Raw genomic sequence first — 22,262 nt, forward strand, 5'->3', positions numbered from 1 at the left:
TGAAATAGATGAGTCAATTTAAAAGGGATCAAGTTCAAGATATGTACTATCTGTCACCGATGCAAGAAGGAATGCTGTTTCATACCCTCCATCATCAAGAAAAAGGCTTTTATGTAGAACAAATGGATATGAACGTGAAGGGCACACTTCGGCATGATTTGCTTGAGAAAAGCATGAATATCATTGTGGAACGGTACGATATTTTTCGTACCGTGTTCCTCCACGAAAAAGTGAAGCGTCCTGTCCAAGTTGTATTAAAAAATCGACCTTTCCAGCTTGATGTTGTGGACATACAGGATCTTTCTGAAAGTGAACAGCTTGAACGTATTGATCGTTTTAAACAAAAGGATCAGCTGAGAGGATTTGATCTCTCGAAGGATCTGCTCATGCGGGCCTCTGTTTTTCAAACGGGTCCTTCAAGCTATCGCTGGATATGGAGCTATCACCATATCCTTCTAGATGGCTGGTGTTTTGGCCTAGTTGTGCAGGAATTGTTTGCGATTTATCATGCACTTTTGCATGACATCCCTTATAGGCTGGAGCCAGTCAAGCCATATAAAGAATATATTCAATGGCTGGAAAAACAAGATAAACAAGCCTCACTTGAATATTGGACGCAATCTTTGGCTGGTTTTGAGGGGCAGTCGACTTTTAAAGAACAGCGAAAGCAAACAAATGAGCATGAATTAGGCGAAATCGAATGGGCCATGAGTAAAGAAGAAACTGCTGCTTTATCAGAGTTAGCCTTGCAGCAGAATGCCACGTTAAGCAGTGCGCTTCAATCGGCTTGGTCCATTTTACTAAGCAGGTATCAGCGCTCAAACGATGTGTTGTTTGGAACGGTTGTGTCAGGACGTCCGGCAGATTTAGCTGGTGTGGACCGGATGGTGGGGTTGTTCATCAATGTCATTCCAAGACGAATTCAGCTGACAGACCAAATGACGTTCCGTTCTCTATTATCAGAAACGCAGCAGCAGTCTTTAGCGGCTGAACCGCACCAATATATCCCGATTTATGATATTCAGGCTAAGGCAGGTCAGCAGCAGCTCATTGATCATATTGTGGTGTTTGAGAATGTCCCTGCTGCAAAGAAAGACGAGCAGGAGTCACTGCTTGGCTTTACAGTAGAAGACATGAATGTCTATGAAAAATCGAACTATGATCTCAATTTACTGGCGTCGCCCGGGGAACAATTGCAGCTGAAGCTGGCCTTTAATCAGCGTGCATTTGATCCTGCATTTGTCCGTAAATTAAAGGATCAGCTGACCCTTTTGATCAAAGGGGCCATCAAACATCCAGATCAGTCAGTTCATACACTGACACTTGTGACAAAGCAGGAAAAGCAGCGAATGTTAGAGGAATGGAATGCACCTGAGCTGGAGCATGATCAGCTTTATTTGACAAAGTGGTTTGAGCATAATGTCCGAAAACAGCCGAATGCAGTGGCATTATCAGCAGGTGATCACACGATGACATATGCGGAGCTGAACGAACAAGCCAATCGACTGGCAAGGCATTTACAAAAAAATGGGGTGGGTCATCAAACGGTGACCGCCATTTTAGCAGAGCGGACACCTGAACTCATTGTCAGCTTACTCTCTGTCTTAAAAGCAGGTGCCACCTATGTGCCGATTGATCCAGATTATCCAGAAAGCCGTATCCAATATATGCTGAAAGACAGCGGAGCGACGCATCTTCTGACTCATTCATCCTTTATCAGTCAGACGAGGTCACTCGCATTTGATGGCACGTATCTTTTTGCAGATGATCAAGAAATTTTACTGATGAGCTCAGAGAATCTGCCACTTGAAGCTGGTTTAAATGATACGGCATACATCATGTATACATCTGGAACAACCGGACAGCCAAAAGGCATCATGACGACCCATTCCAATATTGCCCGGGTGGTCAAAAATACGAATTACTTAACCATTTTAGAAACAGATACATTGCTGTCGTTATCAAATAGCGTATTTGATGGCTTTACATTTGATGTATATGGTGCGCTTTTAAACGGAGCAAAGCTTGTCTTGCCGCAAAAAGAAACCATTTTAGATATGGGGAAGCTCACTGAGCTGATAAAAGGAGAGCATATTTCTGTCATGTTTGTCCCAACCGCTTTATTCCATCTTCTCGTTGATGAAGGAACAGACTGGATGCGCGGTGTGCGTAAGGTGCTGTTTGGGGGAGAGAGGGCATCGGTTCAGCATGTGAGAAAAGCCTTTGATGTGATGGGAAAAGGCAGATTGTTGAATGTATACGGACCAACCGAATCAACGGTTTTTGCCACATATTATCCGATAGATGAAGCGATCCCTTTAGAGGCACGTTCTATTCCAATTGGGAAGCCGCTCAACCAGACGGGCGCTTATATATTGAGTGAGCACAGACAGCTTCAGCCGATTGGAATGGTTGGAGAGCTTTGTCTGAGCGGCAAAGGACTGGCAAAAGGGTATTTGAATCGTCCTGATCTGACAAAACAAGTCTTTATCGCCCATCCATTCGCTGCGGGTGAGCGCCTGTATCGCACGGGGGATTTAGCTTACTTTCGAGAAGACGGTCTGATTGAGTATGCAGGCAGAGTTGATGATCAGGTAAAAATTCGAGGACACCGAATTGAACTGACAGAAATTGAAGCCAACCTTCTCATGCATCAAGGTGTAAAACAAGCTGTACTCCTAGCGGATCATGATGAAACCAATCATACAAGGCTGCTTGCCTATATCACGTGTGATGATGCATGGAAAGGGAAACTCGATGACATCAAATCAAGGCTGAAAGAGCGTCTTCCAGCTTATATGCTGCCTCATGAGCTGATTGAACTGGAGAACCTCCCACTTACGCCAAACGGGAAGGTTGATAAACGCCAGCTACCAAAACCAGAGGCACCGCAAGGAAACCGCCGTGTGAAACTGCCCGCAAATGAAGTGGAACAAAAGCTGCTGGTAATGTGGCGGGAAGTACTTGAACGAGAGGATATTAGCACAGATGACCATTTCTTTGAGCTTGGCGGACATTCTTTAAAAGCGATGTCTCTTTTGTCCAAAGTATCAAAAGAGTTTGAGGTTCAGGTGCCGATCCATTTGTTGTTTGAGACCCCGACGATTGAAGCACTTAGTCATTATATTCAGCATCAGGACGGGGAAACCGCTGGCTATCTTGTATTCAATGAATCTCAAACATCAACAGTCTTTGCTCTTCCGCCATTACCAGGCTACGGCTTTATCTATCAGGAAGCAGCAAAAACGCTTGATGATGTTCGGCTAGTCGCTTTTGATTTTATTGAAACGAATAACCGAATGGCGCAGTACGTTCAGCATATTCAGCACCTTCAGCCAAAAGGGCCGCTGACGTTGATGGGGTACTCAGGCGGATGTTACCTCGCCTTTGAGCTTGTTCAAGCGCTTGAACAAGTAGGACGGACAGTCGAGAAGGTCATCATGATCGATTCCTATAAGAAAATTGGAGAAAGTGATTTAGAAGGACGATCCATTGATGATGATATTGAAGCGATTGTTCATCAAACGAAACAAAGCGAGCTTGCTCAAGGGGAGATCGTTCAAGAAGCGCTTGCCCAAAAGACGCGCGCCTACTATGAAACGTTTGTTAAGGGGGTGAATCAAGGCAAAATACAGGCAGATATTACGTTCATCCAATCTGAAGAACAAATAGCGATCCCGGACTGGATGGAAGAGTGGACACAGGCAACGGCCGGATCTTTTACCCAATACCAAGGCTATGGCCGGCATGCTGATATGTTCAAACAGAAAGAATGTGCAGCTCAAAATGCAAAGCTGATCAAACATATTGTCAATCAAACAAATAGAGAACGAGTCTTGTAAACTTTAGATTAGGCAGGATGCAGCCTTGCAGTCCTGCCTAACAAAAAAGGAAAGGAACTCATATGAAACCATCAACCATTAACCAAACGAGTAGACATGAATCAATGGATGCGATTTTACAAGATGTAAAGACAACCATTTTACAAACCAACGAAATCGAACGCTTCGCTGTTTTTTCACGTGAAAAAACCATTCGACCGCGGCCGTATCACCTCTCTCATTTATTTCTCGACAAGCACATTGAGCAGGAGGCCGCAGCGGAAGCGATACAGACGCAAAAGGCTGTACCTGCTTTGGCCGATATGCCGCCCGCTCTTTCCTATGGAGGGGATCTCGACGTCACACAAGGCGCACAGACCTTACAGGAAGTCTTAACAGAGGCTGCAAAAACGACAAATGGGCTTACGTATATCGTGAATAGCAAGAACGAACTCACACAATCTTATGCGCAGTTACAAGGGGACGCCGAGAGGGTTCTGACTGGTTTAAGGGCACTGGGGCTTAAGGCAGGCGATCCTGTTTTCTTTCAATTCTCATCGAATCATGCCATGGTCACTGCCTTTTGGGCATGTGTATTAGGCGGATTTGTTCCAACGCTTGTGTCGGCTGCCCCAACCTATCGGGAGATGAATGCTGCAGTGAAGAAGCTTCATCACGCTTGGAAGCTGCTCGAGCATCCGCTCATCCTAACAGATGACTCACTGATCGAGGAGGTGCAAGGGTTAGCCTTACTGTGGCATACAGACCAATTACGTGTCGCAGCAGTTGAGCCGATGCTGACATTAGAAAGAGATACAGCCGCTCACCCTGCCGCGCCAGATGATTCCGTCTTCTTTATCTTAACGTCTGGAAGTACAGGGATGCCAAAGTGTGTAGAGCATTCCCATAGAAGTGTGCTGGCGAACGTCAAAGGAACAGTGGCAGCAAATCAATTTACACAAGAGGATGTCTCGTTAGACTGGATGCCTTTAGATCATATTGGTGGCATCGTGATGTTCCACCTTGTCAATGTGTACACAGGCTGCGAGCAGATTCGGGCAAGAACAGATGACTTTATCGCTCAGCCGCTGCGGTGGCTTGACTGGATGGACCGCTACCGTGCAACGAAGACGTGGGCACCTAACTTTGCATTTGCGATGATCAATGATTATGAGAAAGAGATTTCATCAGGATCTTGGGATCTGTCGGCGATGACCTGCATGATCAATGGGGCAGAGGCGGTCGTGCCAAAAACCATCCACCGATTTCTACACCTGCTTGCTCCGCACGGCTTAAAGGGAGATGTGATCAGACCGGCTTTTGGCATGTCTGAAATCTCATCAGCGGTTGTGTTTTCCTTTGCGATTGAGCGTGGAGATGAAAACAGCGGGGTTCTGACTTTTGAGGAAACGTCGCTGACAGAGCAGCTAAGACCAGCAGAAGCACGTGAGACAGGAACCGTCAGCTTTACAGAGTTGGGCAAACCGATTCCAGGTATCACGATACGCATCGTCAATCATCAGCATGAGCTTCTTCCAGAAGATCATATTGGCCGTGTGCAAATAAAAGGTCCAACCACCATGAAGGGCTATTACCGGAATGACGAAGCGAATCAAGAAGTATTTCAAGCGGATGGCTGGTTTCACACGGGTGATTTAGGTTTCCTGCACGAAGGAAGGCTGACACTAACCGGTAGAGAAAAAGACATGATTATCATCAACGGGAAAAACTATCACAACTATGAAATTGAAGCCATAGCAGAGGAAGTACCGGGAGTAGAAACGAGCTTTGTGGCTGCTTGTTCCGTCCGAATGGAGGCTTCTGCATCCGATGAACTGATTCTCTTTTTTACACCGAAGCTGTATGAGCCAGCTTATATTATGAGGGCAAGTCAGCACATTAAATCCCATATTGCAACAAAAATGGGCTTGTCTGCATCTCGCATCATTCCTGTCCAGAAGCATGCATTTCCCAAAACAAGCTCTGGAAAAATAGAAAGGGCACAGCTCAAGACAAGATGGCAAGAAGGCGAATTTGATGAAATGATCATGGAAATGGACATGAGACTTGAAAATGAACATACCTTGCCTGATTGGAGTTATCAAAAGAAGTGGATACCTGCTCCACTTGATGCAGCTGACAAGCAGATCATAGGGGACGTTGTGATCTTTGCAGATCCATTAGGACTGGCAGATCAATTGAAATCTTTTGCAAACAGTGAACAAACATACATTACGGTTGAACCGGGTCAAGCGTTCAAACAACTCACACACACTCACTTCATCATCCACCCGAATCGGCCGTCTGACTACGAACAACTCTTTGAGACGCTCCGTTCGTATGGCGTTTCGGTGAAACACATCATTCACCTTTGGAACTATACAAACCAAGAAGACAAGCTTTATGTGTCCAAGGCAAAACAAGCGCAGAAAACGGGCAGCATGAGTGCATTATTTTTAACAAAAGCCATTTCCGTCTATGAGGAGCAGGTGGCCATCACTTTTGTCTCAGCCCATGCGATGAATGTGCCGGGGGATCATATCCACGATGTAGAAAAAGCAACGACAGCCGGACTGATGACAGCAGTTCAGCATGAATGGCCGTTTATCAAGGTGCAATGTCTTGATTTTTCTCTAGCAGAATCGGTATCTAGTCATTCCCATGCAATGGCGATGATGGCAGAACTTACACATGACCAAGACCGTCATGTTGCTGCTTATCGTCAAGGTGTTCGTTATATTCCCTTTTTAGCACCTCTTCATTTGGAAAAGGAACAGAAAAGGGAAGAGCCGCCATTTGAATCATCTGGGCTTTATGTCATAACAGGCGGGCTAGGCGGAATTGGCCGTTTAGTCAGTGAACATCTGCTGACATCTTATCAAGCACATCTCGTGTTGCTTGGAAGGAAAGAGAGAGAGGCACTTTCTAGTGACCAGCAAGAGACATTGTCTTTGCTAGAAAAGCAGGCAAAAGTGCATGGCGGCAAGGTTCTTTATGAGAAAGCAGACATCACGGCTGAAAAAGAGGTAGAAGCAATCATCTCTAGACATGAGGTCGCCGGAAATCGAAGGCTGGATGGCATCATTCATTTCGCAGGTATTATTCAAGAAGAACTGCTTGCTGATATGACATCTGTGTCTCTGAATGACATGTACGAAGCAAAGGTATATGGAACGATTGCGCTTCATGAAGCTGCCTCCAAACGTAGGAATGTTTTATTTCTTTCCAGCTCGTCAGCCCGAACGCTAAAGGGCGGTATGACTGTCGGCGCCTATTGCGCTGCCAATGAGTTCGTGGAACAGTTTGCTCATTATCAGAAGCTGACATCTACAGTGAAGCCATATTGCTTTAGTTTCAGCATGTGGGACGAGATTGGCATGAGTGAAGGCTCCATGATAAAAGGCATGTTAAAAGAAAGAGGTTATCTTCCAATTTCAAAGCAGGCAGGCTTCCAAACGATGCTCGCATGTCTGATGACAGATGCTCCGCTCATTTATGCGGGATTGGATCGATCGAAGAAAGAGATTCACGAGATGGTCCATGCGGATGCGGAGATGCAAACAGAGCAGACCTTTTACGTCTTTTTCAAAACTGATCAAACAAAGGCGGTGGAAGAGCGGCTTTATCAATCGATTCATACGTGTTTACAGTCCCGTCTATCTGGCGAATATGCCGTGCATTTGTTTCCTGAGGAATATTGGAAAGAAACAGAAGATGGATCGCCAGACGAGGCATATTTTCATGAATTAATAGAGGAAAGCGGAATGGATGCAGACAACAGAGCACCTCACACAGAAACGGAGAAACTGCTCGCACACATTTGGTCAGAGCTGCTCGGTGTCTCAGATGTCAACTGCGGCGATCATTTCTTTTTACTAGGAGGTCATTCGCTGAAGGCGACGCAAATGCTGTCTGCGGTTAGACAAAAAACAGGGTTTGACGTGCCGCTTGCTGTGTTGTTTGAACATACGAGACTCGGAGAATTAGCGGATTGGATCGATTCAAATGCCAAAGCAGATGAAGTGATTCCGATGAGAAAAATGGAAAAGGGTCAGGAAATTCCGATGTCTTATGCCCAGCAAAGACAGTGGTTCCTCTATCAATTAGAGCCGGATTTGCCATTATACAATAATACGATTTCGTTTCGGATGAATGGGCCTTTAGATATCAAGGTGCTTCAGGAAAGTCTGCATCATATGGTGGAAAGACATGAATCGCTCAGAACGTCCTTTACGATGAGCGGGGATGAACCGGTACAGGTCATTCATGAACAGATGGCCCTTCCAGAGCTTGAGGTGATGGACCTTTCAGGCATAGCGTCACAGGAAGAGAAAGAACAAAAAGCGGCTGAATGGGCGAAAGAAGAGGCATCCACACCTTTTCAATTAGAACACGAAGCGCTCTTTCGAGTGAAGCTGATTCGACTTTCACCCGCAGAGCATATCTTGCTGATGTCCATTCACCACATCGTGTCAGATGGCTGGTCGATCGGCATTGTTGCAAGAGAATTATCCGAGTGGTATACAGCGGCGATCGAAGGGCGGGAGCCTCACTTGCCGGCATTGCCTATTCAATATGCGGATTACGCACTGTGGCAGAAGGAGTATTTGACAGGAGAACCACTAGGTAAGCAGCTTGCCTATTGGAAGGAGCAATTTGCGGCACCTGTTGAAGATTTGGTATTGCCGTATGATCATCCGCGGCCGGCCGTTCAATCCTACAAAGGGAAGACGAAAACATATCAGCTGTCGAAGTCACTGTCTGAAAAGATTGATGAGCTATCTAAGAAAACAGACAGCACACTGTATATGACCTTGCTGTCGGCTTTCTCTACGCTATTACATCGATTGTCTTCACAGGACGAGTTTGTCATTGGCTCGGTCATTGCTGGGAGAAATCGAACGGAAATGGAGCATTTAATCGGATTTTTCGTGAATACATTGGCGCTTCAGATCGACCATAGCGGGAATCCAGCCTTTACGGAATTATTAGAGCGAGTGAAGGAGACAACCGTCGGTGCTTATGCACATCAGGATGTGCCGTTTGAGATGGTGGTTGATGAATTGAATATTGTACGTGACGGCAGTAAGCAGCCACTGTTTCAGGTCATGTTTGTTCTGCAAAACCTACCGCTTGAAGCTTCTCCAATGGGAGAGGCGACGTCGGTTTTAGCCATTGAAGATAATGATACAGCGAAATTTGATCTATCCCTGTTTGTGTTTGAAGGAGCTGAAGGTCTTCAGTTAAAACTTGAGTATCATGCGGATTTGTTTTCTGATGACACAATGGAGCGATTCCTCGCATACTACGAGCACCTGCTTGAAGGAATTTGTGAAAATCCAGCGCAGCCGATCAGACAAGTGAATTTCCTGCCAGAGAAAGAAAAGCATCAATTGCTCTATGAATGGAGCGGAAAGACTGATCAACCAAAAGGTCCGCTACTCATGACGGAACGATTTGAAGCGCAAGTGAAAAAGACACCTCATGCAGTGGCGCTTGAGTTTCAAGGAGATGAGTGGACGTACCAGGAGTTACACGAGAAAGTCAATCGTCTAGCAGCCTATTTGCAGCAGCGAGGCGTGACGCCGCATGAACCAGTTGGACTGCTCATCGACAGATCGCCTGAAATGATTCTTGGGGTGCTGGCCATTGTGAAAGCAGGCGGGGCTTATGTGCCAATTGATCCTGAATATCCAGATGCCCGCATTGATTATATGCTGAGAGATACAGGTATTCAGCTTTTACTGACAAAAAATGAATGGCTGAAAAAAGTATCCATCAATCAAACGGAACTCATTTGTCTTGATCAAGGGTATGAAGAATTTTTACCAGAAGCAGAAGTCATGCCCGCTGCACTAAGACCTGATGGACTTGCTTATATCAATTACACATCGGGGTCAACTGGACAGCCAAAAGGAGTACTGATCCCGCATCAAGCGGTCGTCCGGCTTGTGTGTGAAACAGACTATGTCACCCTTGATGAACAAACGCGCATTTTACAAATCGCCAGCTTCTCTTTTGATGCTTTTACGTATGAAATATGGGGAGCCCTTTTAAACGGGGGAAGGCTCATACTGACGGATCGAAATACCATTTTATCAATGGATACATTAGCGGAAGCACTAAAAACTTATCAGATTACAACAGGGTTCCTGACTGTGCCGCTGTTCAACCGTTTAACAGAAGAACATCCAGAAGCTTTATCTGGACTTCATGCATTATTGGTCGGCGGAGATGCCTTATCAGCCGCTCATATCCGAAAAGCACTACCGTATTTGCCTGAAGGGCTTTTAAATGGATATGGACCAACAGAGAATACAACATTCTCCTGTGTGCATCACATTCGAGCACTGGAAGAAGATCAGGCGACGGTCCCGATTGGACAGCCTATTGCTTATTCACAAGCTTATGTATTAGATGACCAAATGCAGCCAGTTCCGCAAGGTGTCATCGGCGAAATTTACGTTGGCGGCACAGGGCTAGCACTTGGTTACCTTGGAGATGAAGACAAAACAGCATCATCATTTATCCCGCATCCTTTCCAAGAAGGAGCGCGTTTATATAAAACAGGCGATATGGGCCGCTGGCTGTCAAATGGCATCATTGACTGTCTTGGAAGAATCGATCATCAAGTGAAAATTCGCGGACACCGCGTGGAATGTGGAGAAATTGAAGCCGCTATGCTGACATTTGATGACATCACAGAATGTGCCGTTATCCCGCATCAGCATGAGAGTGGTCATAAGCGATTGATCGGTTATTTTGTCCAAAAAGGCGGCATGACCACGCAAGACATTCGCCAAAACTTAAAAGACATCCTGCCAGATTATATGGTGCCAAGCCTATTAATAGAGCTGGATGAATTACCGCTTACGCCAAATGGAAAGGTAGACCAAAAGCGTCTTCCGCCGCCAGAGTGGAGACAAGAAGAAGTAGAAACAGCCATTGATAGAGCAGCTACTGAGGAAGAACGTGTGTTAGAAAAAGTGTGGTCTCAGCTGCTAGGCGCTCCTTCTATTGGCGTCCATGATAACTACTTTGAGCTTGGCGGAGATTCCATTATTGTCATACAAATGGTGGCACGCTTAGCACAGGAAGGCTACGTCATCCAGCCGAGAGATGTATTTGAAAAACAGACCATCTCACAACTCGCACAAGCGATGAGAAAGGCAGAGGTCTCTACGGTCTATGATCAATCACCTGTGACAGGAGAGGTTCGTCTTCTCCCGATTCAATCATGGTTCTTTGAGCAATCGATGACCAATCAAGATTATTGGAATCTATCGGCGCATATTGAAATGAAGCGATCTGTTCCACATGAACAGTTAACACAGGTTCTTTCAAAACTGGTCGATCATCACGATATGCTGAGAGCTATATATACAAAAGAGGCAGATGGCACATGGATTCAAACCATTCGTGAGCCTGGTGTCACACCTTGTGTCACATTCTTTGATGTGACGGATGTGTCTCAAGAGGAAGCACGGGAACAAATCCGCTTGGAGACAAGTGCCTGTCAAGGAACATTGTCATTACAGCGCGGAGAAGTGATCAAAGCGATTCTTTTCCATACAGGTGAAGACACGTCTGAGCTCTTTATTGCTGCACACCATCTCGTCATGGATGGCATATCATGGCGCATGATACAAGAAGATGTACTAAATGGATTGAAACAGCTTGCTACGGGGCAGGACATCATATTTGCGAAAAAAACCGCCTCCTATAAGCAGTGGGCAGATTCCTTATATGAATATGCACAAACCGATCAATTACAAGCGCAGGCCTCTTTTTGGCAAAAAATCAAGGATCAAGAGGAAGAAGGTTCTCCTTTCCAACTGCCTGCGCTTTCTAATATAGAAGAACATGCAGAGATCCTTTCGGTTCAGCTCACAAAGGAACAAACAGATAGGTTACTTAGACAGGCCTCACAAGCATACCGAACAGAGATTAACGATTTACTGTTATCAGGACTCACGCAAGCCATTGGAAAGCCAATGCTCATCACGTTAGAAGGGCATGGACGCGAGGATTTATTTGAACAGATGGATTTGTCACGGACAGTCGGCTGGTTTACAAGCTCTTATCCTATTTTTATTCCTTTTATACAAACCGATGTTGCAAGACAAATCAAAGACGTCAAAGAAACCTTACGAGCTGTGCCGCAAAAGGGAATCGGCTACGGTTTGCTTCAATATATGACAGAATCTCGTTTACTCAAAACGGTAACGCCGCAGATGAGCTTTAATTACCTTGGTCAGTTAGATCAGGCAGATGGCGAAGCCAAGCTGTATATAGCAGACGAACGAAATGGACATGTTCACGATCCGAAAGCAGAAAGACAGCATTTGATCGATGTGTATGGATATGTGACAGATGGTCAGTTGCAGATGAATTTTATGATCAATCGAGAACTGCTGCAAGATCAAGAGGTGCGGTTGTTACCTGAACGTTTTAAAGAAAAAATGGAGATCATCTTGACGCATTGTGTTGAAACGAGCGGCGGCTTTACACCATCTGATTTTCCGATGGTTCAGCTCACGCAAAAGCAAATAGATGAACTTCCAGACAATGTAGTCGATGTGTATCCGCTGTCTCCAATGCAGCAAGGAATGCTGTTTCATGCACTGCTAGATCAAGCCTCACAAGCTTATTTTGGTCAGGTGCATATGACGCTCCAAGGCTTAACAAACGGCGATGCCTATGAACAAGCTTGGAATCTTCTTGTAGAACGTCATTCGATTTTGAGAACAAAATTCGCTTGGGAAGGGCTGAAGGAGCCTGTTCAGTTCATTCAATCAGAAGGAAGCATCCACCTCACTCAGCACGATGTGCGCCACCTGAGTGACGAGGAGCAAGAAGAGACAATCGAACACTTTTTAGTATCTGATCGTTCAAAGGATTTCAATTTAGACCATATAGATGAACCGCTGATTCGGATTGCTTTATTCCGTTGTGATGAGGAAAGATGCACGTTTGTCTTTAGTTTTCATCACATTTTAATCGATGGATGGAGTTTGTTCAGCTTTATTCAGGAATCCTTTGCGCTTTATCGCTCTCTTGTGGACGAACGAGAGATCAGTCTTTCTACAGTCCGTCCATATAAAGATTTTATCGAATGGCTGCAAAAGCAGGATCAAGAGAAGGCGCAAGAATTCTGGCAGCGTTATATGTCAGGCGTAGAGGAAGCGACACCGCTTCCAGGAGACGGCGAAGAACATGCTTTAGACCAAGAAGTAAGCATGGCGCAGTCCAGCGTCAAATTGACGCCAGAGATGCAGCAGAAGCTGGAGAAGATGACTGGCAAGCAGAAGGTCACGATGAGCACACTGATTCAATCAGCGTGGGGACTGCTCTTGCACCTTCATTCGGGCGCAGAGGATGTCATATTTGGGGTGACCGTATCTGGCCGGCCAGCCGACTTACCAGAAGTGGAAAGCATGACAGGGCTCTTTATTAACACATTGCCGCTTCGTTTACCGATCCATTCGGACTGGACGATTGCACGATTGCTCGCCCATACACAGGAAACCGTTTTTCAGATGAGAGAATACGAGTATACCGTACTGCCAGATATTCAGCAGATGACGGAAATTCCAAATGGAGAGGCATTGTTTCACAGCATTGTCGTGTTTGAAAACTATCCGATTGAGTCCATTGAGCCGTATGGCGTACGCATTTTAGACATCGCCAGTCATGAAGAAACAAATTATGACTTAACCCTTGTCGCAGTGCCGGGAGATACGCTGGAGCTTCGGATCACATACAACTTAAATCAATATACAGAAAAGCAAATACAAACGCTGATGCAGCAGCTGATTCACACACTTGAAGCCATGACAGAACAAGTGGATACGCCGCTATCTTCCTTCACAATTGTGACAAATGAGGAAAAAGAGCGGATGATCAGTGATTGGGCGAAAAACGCACATGTCAGCGTGCTATACCCAGACCAAGAAGAAATATATGCAGGCGTACATGATTCTACCTATGAAACGGAAATATATGTCCTGAATGAAGAACATCAGCTCATGCCGGTTGGATTTCCTGGAGATATTTTTATCGGCGCAAAAGAGATCAAAGCACTTTTTGGAGAGCTAGCCGATTGGATGGAGGCGCATAAAATTCCGCATCCATTCAAACATCAAACAGGCGAATACCTTTATCCGACAGGGGATGTCGGCGTTTGGTCGGAAGAAAGCAAGATTCAGATTTTGGATTGGATGTAGGAGGAGAAGAAGAATGCTAGTTAGTAGACGAAAAGGAAATGCAGCAAATCATATTGTCAGGATCAATGGAAAACGAATCGATCTCAAAGCATTAGAGAAAGTCTTCATGCTTCACTTTCCACTAAAGGAATGTGCGCTCATCCCGAAGAAAAATCGAGAAGGAGGCCTATCGCTTGTGCTGTTTGCACAGGCGAAGGACCCTTCGCTGAAAAGAGAGGATTTGATGAAAGGCCCGCTTCATCCTGATGAAGTGCCAGCCGCACTCGTCCTCGTCCCTTCCTTGCCGCGAAAAGAAAGTGGAGCGGTCGATACCGAGGCGCTGCTTGCCATTGATGTACTAGATGAAGAGGAACGAAGAAAGATAGAAGAGCGCACGAAAGCCATAGATGGAGTAGAGGAAGCAGCTGTTTTGATAGAGAGTCAGACAGAAAAACAAACACCTTATCATTTAGATGACCTCTTCCCGGATAGACAGCGTACAAATGGAAACGAATCGTTTTCAAAAGATGAAGTCAGCCAAACCATACAATCCTCCGTACAAGAAAAACCACCAGCTCTTGTTTATGGAGGTGATGTGATCAGAAAACCAGGTACACCAGTCACATTGACAGAGGTACTGATCCGAGCCGCCTTTATGTCACCAAATCGCGGAGTCACGTATCTCAAAGAAGGCGGTCATGAGGTGATCCAGACTTACCCGGAATTGCTCACAGGAGCGGAACGTGTCCTATCTGGATTAAGGGCAGCCGGACTTTCAAACGGCGATCAAGTGCTGCTTCAATTGAAAGACCATCAAGATTTTATCACGGTATTCTGGGGCTGTATTCTCGGTGGAATCATTCCAACCCCAGTCTCTGTACCGCCTGTGTATGATGAAATGAATCAAGGCGTGAACAAGCTCAAGGGCGTGTTTCAGCTGCAAAATGAGCCATTCATTATTACAAACGAAGCGAGTGCTGAGGACATTGCAGGGCTACGTAAAACGTTTGAATCAAAAGCGATTCCGATTTTAACAATCGAAACATTACTTGCCTGTGATCCAGATGAACAGCATTATGAACCAGAGCCGGATGAGCCTGTGCTTCAGCTGCTGTCCTCAGGAAGTACGGGTGTGCCAAAGTGTATCCGGCACAACCATCAAAGCATTTTATCTAGAATCATTTCCTTTGAGCAGGCAAATGGTTTCACGCATGAGGATGTATCAATGAACTGGATGCCGCTTGATCATGTAGGGGGCATTGTCATGTTTCATGTCCATGATGTGTACCTCGGCTGCCAGCAAATTAGTCCATCCATTGACCAATTTATCGAACGTCCGATGGTGTGGCTGGATTGGGTAGAAAGATACGGTGTCACAAGGACGTGGGCGCCAAACTTTGCCTTTGCGATGATGAATGAATATGAAGACGACATTCGCAAAGGGAGCTGGGATCTCTCCACCTTGACTTATATCATGAACGCCGCCGAAGCAGTTGTTCCTAAAGTGACGCAGCGTTTCATGCACATCATGGGTGAGCATGGGTTAAGCCGCCATGCGATGGTGCCGGCTTATGGCATGTCAGAAACATCATCAGCCATTGTCCAGTCAAAAGAATTCATGCGTCATGATGATCAGGGTGGACAATTGACCATTGATCAGACCTCATTAACAAGTGAGATTCAATATGTGACGCACGATCATCCGCACAAGATGACTTTTACAGAAGTCGGTGCACCAATCCCTTCTGTATGGATTCGGATTGTAGACGAGCATCACCAAGTGCTGCCAGAAGATCAAGTCGGCCGCTTGCAGGTGAAGAGTCCAACGATTATGATGGGCTACTATCAAAATGAGGAAGCGAATGAAGAAGTATTTGCAGAAAACGGCTGGTTTCATACAGGAGATTTAGGATTTATTCATGAAGGGCGCCTAGTCCTCACAGGGCGGGAAAAGGACATCATCGTCATCAACGGAGCGAACTATTTGAATTACGAAATTGAAGCCGTTGTGGAAGAGGTTGAGGGGGTTGAAGTCACCTTTGCCGCTGCGTATGGCATTTACAATCCCGAATCAAGTAATGACACACTCGCCGTCTTTTTTGTCACGCAGAAGGATTCGATAGAGGATCAAATCACAATGATTCAGCAGATTAGAGAGAGCATCATTCGCAAAATGGGAATCGAACCTGACCATATCATTCCGGTGAAAAAAGACCAATTTCCGAAAACAGAAAGCGGAAAAATCCAACGTGCTCAACTAGGTGCGGCACTGAAAGATGGGGTGTTTCATGACATTGAACGTGCACTTGATCTTGCTTCGGAAAATGAACAAACCCTCCCAGATTGGTTCTTTAAACGTATTTGGGTAAAAGAGAATATCGGTCCATCTCAGCCGGTATCCACTGATCATGTACTCGTATTTGAGGATGAAAAAGGGCTTTATCCATCGCTTTATGCCCAATTTGAACAAATGAACCTGCCTTATGTTTCTGTGAAAAAGGGTTATGAATTTTTACGCCTGTCAAAAGGGATGTATCAGATGAACCCTCGAATCAAAGGGGATTACGTCAGGCTTGTGGCGGCGCTTGAAGCCGATGAATTAAAAATTGACCGTATGCTCCACTTGTGGAATGTGTCAGACAAGGAGATGATTGCGAGCCCTGCGCAGTTCAAAGAACTGAATGCAAGCACCAGCCAATCCATTTTATATTTGTATCAAGCATTGAGACAAGAAAATAAAGAGCCGATGCGTCTCGTTGTTGTCACAAAAGGTGGTCAATTGGTCAAACCGCAAGATGAGCTTCATGTGGAGAAAACGTCTCTTGCCGGATTATTAAAAACCATCCCGCAAGAATGGGAAGGGGCAGAAGTGTCTCACCTTGATATTGAAGCGGAGAATGTGGAACAGGATGCCAAGCATATTGCGGACGAACTAGGTGCGATTCATTTGAAAGCAGAAGTGTCTTACCGGCATGGCCAGCGCCTCGTACCAAAGCTGGAAAAAGTGAATATGATGACGGCACCTCAGACAGAAGGGTTTTTAGAATATGAAGGCTTGTACTTGCTGACTGGCGGGCTTGGCGGTATTGGATTTGAACTGGCTAAGCAAATGCTCCAATTTGGCTTGAAGCTCGTGTTAATTGGACGGACATCCCTTGAAGAAGACAGAGAAAAAGAGGCGTCATTCTCACAACTTAAAGATCTGGGAGACGTCCTTTATGTACAAGCCGATGTGACGAATTTATGTGACGTCGAGCAGGCGATTTATGAAGCAGAAAAGCATTTCGGACAGTCGATCCGAGGAGCGCTTCATTTAGCCGGTGCTGGCAATGTATCTGAGCACTTTCAGCATGTGGATACGTACACACTGGCTCATACAACAGAAGAAGATTTCGTCAAAGAACTTTCAGGGAAGGCAGATGGTGCTTGGGTGCTACAAGAAGCCTTCAAGCATGACCCGTCAGTTCCACTCGTCTTTTTTGGATCAGTGAATGGCTATTTTGGTGGCACAACATTTGGTGCATATTCTGCTGCAAACAGCTTTTTAGATGGACTCGCACATGCCCTTACCTATCATGAGGGAAGAAGAGCGATTTCGTTGAATTTCAGTATGTGGGATAATCTTGGTTTGTCTAAGGGACATACTGGGGCTGCGCTAACCGTTCGCAAGGGCTTTCAATTGATTGGAAAAAAACAAGGGCTCCATTCATTATGTCTAGGTGTTCGGCTGAATGAAGCGCATCTATTTATTGGCCTAGATGGGGCGAATCAAGAAATCGCTGAACATCTTCAACCAGCACCAGTACCACATTTTGAAAAGAAACTGTACTATACGGTGCAATCAGGCAAAGAAGTGGATGCTGACAAGATCACAGACATCATAGAGGGGAAATGGGACATCAGGCAAGTGGAAGATATACCGAAAAAACAAGATGGCTCTATTGATCACGAAGCCCTCAAACAGTTCCATCACAAACACGCACAGCCGTTTGAAAAGCAATTGCCAGAAACGAAGACAGAGCAGGTGCTTGCGGCCATATGGGAGGATATTTTAGAAGTCGATCGTGTGTACAAAGAGGATCAATTCTTTGACCTTGGTGGACATTCATTAAAGGCCACTCAAACGATTTCACGTATTAATCATGAGTTTTCAATAAAGGCACCGCTAAAAATCTTATTTGAAAGCAAGAATCTGGCACACTTGGCACAAATGGTCGATGACATCAATGGAGCACCAGCCATTCAGGAAGCCAGCATTCCAAAGCTGGAAAAACGAACAAGCTATGAGCTGTCACACGCTCAAAAGCGAATTTGGTTCTTATCTACATTAGAAAAGAGCCATCATTACAATATATTAGGTGCTTGGAAACTGATGGGCCAATTACACATCCAAACGTTAACAAAGGCGATCGGTCTCTTAACAAAACGTCATGAAGCACTGCGCGCAACATTTCAAACCATTGGCGGCAAGCCGGTTCAAGTCATCCGTGAAGATCTTCCGCCATCAGTAACCGTTGCGAATTTCTCATTATTTAATGAAAAAACAAGAGCGAGAAGATTGGAACAGCTGATTCAGCAAGAGGCGAACCGCATCTATGACTTAGAACGGGGTCCGCTTGCACAATGGACAATTGTTGATATGGGGAAAGAGGAATATTACTTGCTTTGTGCGCAGCATCATATCATTTCCGATGCATGGTCGCTCAGCCTGCTTATTCAAGAATTAGAAGTCGTGTATGGTGCGCTATTATCAGAGAAAATGCCTGAGCTACCTGCACTTGAGATTGAATGGACCGATTATGTTCATTGGGAGAATGAGCAATTAAAGAACCACCATGAGGCTCAGAGCTATTGGCTAGAAACGTTACAAGGAGAGTTGCCGGTATTAGAGCTCCCGTTTGACCGTCCTCGTCCGCCGGTTCAAACATTTAATGGGGCTACAGAGCAAATCGTGATAGATGAACCGCTTGTTCGTCGTTTACATGCCTTGTCGAGGCAGCAGGGGACAACACTATTTATGACGATGTTGTCAGCCTATTATGTCCTGCTTCACAAGTTGTCTGGACAAACAGATGTCATTGTTGGATCGCCGATCGCTGGCCGTGATGTCGAACAATCAGAGAAGCTCGTCGGCATGTTTGTCAATACGTTGGCGCTGAGACAGGACGTTTCAAAAGCCGATACCTTTGCCGATTTACTGGCAAAGGTGAAAGAAATGACGTTAAAAGCCTTTGAGCATCAGCATTATCCATTCGACAAGCTTGTGGATGACCTTTCAATTGATAGAGACCTAAGTCGTTCACCAATTTTCCAAGTCGCCATGGGGTATGTCACTGATTCGCTGGATATCAACCTAAAAGGACTGACATCGGAACAAGTGATGGTCCATCATACCGTCTCTAAATTTGATCTCACCTTGCATGTATTTGAGCAGGAGGACAAGCTGTCTATCCATGTGGAATATAATACGGATTTATTTGAGCAAGAAACGATCCACCGTATGATGAATTATTATCTCAATTTGTTAGATGGCATGACGGCTCAGCCTGAACGGACATTCGCTGACTTTTGCGTCATGGACAAAACAGAACAGAATGCCATGATCATAGGGAAAAATCAAACTGACACGCCTTATCCAAAGCGTACGCTGCAAGAATTATTTGAAGAACAAGTGCAGCGTGACCCGCACCGGATTGCTGTATCTTATATGGAAGAGCATATGACGTATCAAGATTTAGACGAGAAAGCGACAAAACTGGCTGCCTATTTACAGTCAAAGGGCGTTGGACCAGATTCACTTGTCCCGATGCTGTTTGATCGTTCGTTTGACATGATGGTCTCAGTTCTAGGGATCGTCAAGTCGGGTGCTGCTTATGTACCGATGTCACCTGAGTATCCAGATGCCCGCATCGGTCTGATCGTTCGCGATACACAAAGCGATATCATCTTAACCCAGTCGCATCTGATCAATCGTTTAGACGATCTGAGCGGCACAAAGATTGAAATGGACAAGCCGTTACCAGAAACAGACGCAGTGTATCAAAGGGAAAAATCGATTGTAGGAGAAGACCAGCTTGCCTATGTGAACTACACTTCAGGCTCAACAGGCACACCAAAAGGCGTGATGCTTCCTCATGCAGGTGTGGTCCGCTTAGTGAAAGAAACAAACTATATTGAGCTTGGTTCAGAAGATAAAATGCTTCAGCTGTCTAACTATGCATTTGATGCCTTTACCTTTGAATTATGGGGAATGCTGCTCAATGGCGGTCAGCTGGTTCTGATCCCGAAATATGCTGCTCTGAATATGGACGAATTAACTCGGTTAATCAAAACGCATCAAGTCACAGCCAACTGTTTGCCAACTGCATTATTCAACCGGCTGATTGAGCATGATCCAAAAAGTGTGGCTGGATACCGTACATTACTCGTTGGCGGAGAAGCCATGTCTAGTGAGCATGCACGAAAGGCATTGCCACATATGCAGGGTGTGCTGATCAATGCTTACGGTCCAACAGAAAACACAACATTAGCGACCACTTATCAAGTCACACATGTACCGGAGGATGCAAGATCAGTACCAATCGGTGTGCCAGTCGCCAACTCAACGGTTGTCATACTTGATGATCATCTCAATCCAGTACCTACAGGCGTCAAAGGAGAAATCTATATCGGCGGAACAGGGCTGGCGAAAGGGTATCTGCATGACCCAGAGCGTACGGAGGAGCGGTTTATTGACAATCCATTCCCGGCATTAAAAGGCGACAAACTGTATCGTTCCGGTGACCTAGGGAAATGGCGGTCTGATGGCAGTATTGAATACCTTGGCCGAAAAGACAACTTGGTCAAAATTAGAGGCTACCGAATTGAATGTGGAGAAATTGAGACAGCCCTGCTCAAACACCCACAAGTAAAAGAATGTACCGTCATTGCCAAAACGTACGGCAGCTCAAAACGGCTGGCAGCCTACCTTGTCACAGATGGGGGAGAGCCTGTTCCCGGATGGAAAGCATTTTTACAGGAAAGCCTGCCAGGCTATATGATTCCAAGTTACTTTATCGTACTTGACGCAATTCCTGTCACAACAAATGGGAAGGTCGATCAAAAAGCATTGCCGGAGCCGACAGACGCAGTCTCATCCTCACATGAAGACGATCAACCGGCAACAGAAACACAGCAGCTGATTGTGACAGCTTTCAGTGAAGTGCTTGGTGTCAAACGAGTAGGAATTCATGATTCATTCTTTGATTTAGGCGGAGATTCCATTATGAGTATTCAAGCCGTTGCCAAATTAAAAGAAAAAGGTGTCCGTGTTGATCCGAAATGGATTTTCATGCACCCAGCGCCAGCGCAGTTAGCGGCATATTTGGACACAGTGCCTGAAACAGGCGAGCCTGTCGAAAGAGCGCCGAAAGACTATGTGATCGAGTTGAAAAAAGGGGATCCGGCTGAACCGAGAATTTTCTTTGCACCGCCTGCTGGTGGAACGGTGATGGGGTATATCGATGTGGCCAAGCTCATGACACATGAAGGAGCTGTTTACGCCTTGCAGTCTCCAGGCTTGTATGAGGATGAAGAACCACAATTCCTTCATTATACAGAGCTTGTCACCATTTTTATTGAAGCCATTGAGACATTCTATCGACCAGGCATTGATTATTTGGCAGGGCATTCCATGGGTGGACATCTTGCTTACGGAATGAATCAGAGACTCTGTCATGCAGGAAAAGCGCCAAAAGGATTGATCATTTTAGATACGGTTCCGGTATTAAGAGATGAGGCAGATCAAGCGCTTCATGCCGATATGAACGAAGAAGAAGTGAAAATGCTCGCCCTCGTCCTAGGTATGGGGAACCTCGTCGGCATCAAACCAGAAGCATTACAAGGGCTCAGCTTCCAAGAAGTGAAGCAGAAAATCCTCAAAGAAGCAGAAAAGGATGAAGTCGTTCATCAATTTATGAATGATCACTATTTAGATAAATACTTGCAAATGCAGACTCATAATACCATCATGTCACAAGCCATTGAATTAGAAAAAGACCCATTCTCTGTGCCGTTTTATATTATACAAAGCAGCGATCACGCCACAGATTTCCAGAAGAAATTTGCCGATTGGGAAGCTTACACGAGAGAAACGTGCTCGTATTTTCAGATAAAAGGCGACCATGTGACCATGATGAAAAGACCGCAGGCAGATCAACTTGCGCAGATTCTTGAAACGATCGTAAAGGGGTAAGGA

General features: G+C 45.5%; 3 protein-coding genes. All 3 read left to right on the forward strand.

Going from position 1 to position 22,262, the window contains the following annotated elements:
• Positions 1-8 precede the first annotated feature (8 nt).
• Positions 9-3,842 (forward strand): non-ribosomal peptide synthetase, encoded by a 3,834-nt coding sequence (locus ID12_RS06840; RefSeq protein WP_050826934.1) that lies wholly within the window; start codon positions 9-11, stop codon positions 3,840-3,842.
• Positions 3,843-3,904: 62 nt separating this feature from the next.
• Positions 3,905-14,047, forward strand: a complete 10,143-nt coding sequence (locus ID12_RS06845; RefSeq protein WP_050826935.1) for a non-ribosomal peptide synthetase — start codon at positions 3,905-3,907, stop codon at positions 14,045-14,047.
• Positions 14,048-14,060: 13 nt separating this feature from the next.
• Positions 14,061-22,259 carry a non-ribosomal peptide synthetase gene (locus tag ID12_RS06850; protein ID WP_050826936.1) on the forward strand — a complete coding sequence of 2,733 codons (8,199 nt, stop codon included), beginning with the start codon at positions 14,061-14,063 and terminating at the stop codon, positions 22,257-22,259.
• Positions 22,260-22,262: the final 3 nt, after the last annotated feature.

Source organism: Bacillus altitudinis (genome assembly GCF_001191605.1).
Taxonomy (GTDB): Bacteria; Bacillota; Bacilli; order Bacillales; family Bacillaceae; genus Bacillus; species Bacillus altitudinis.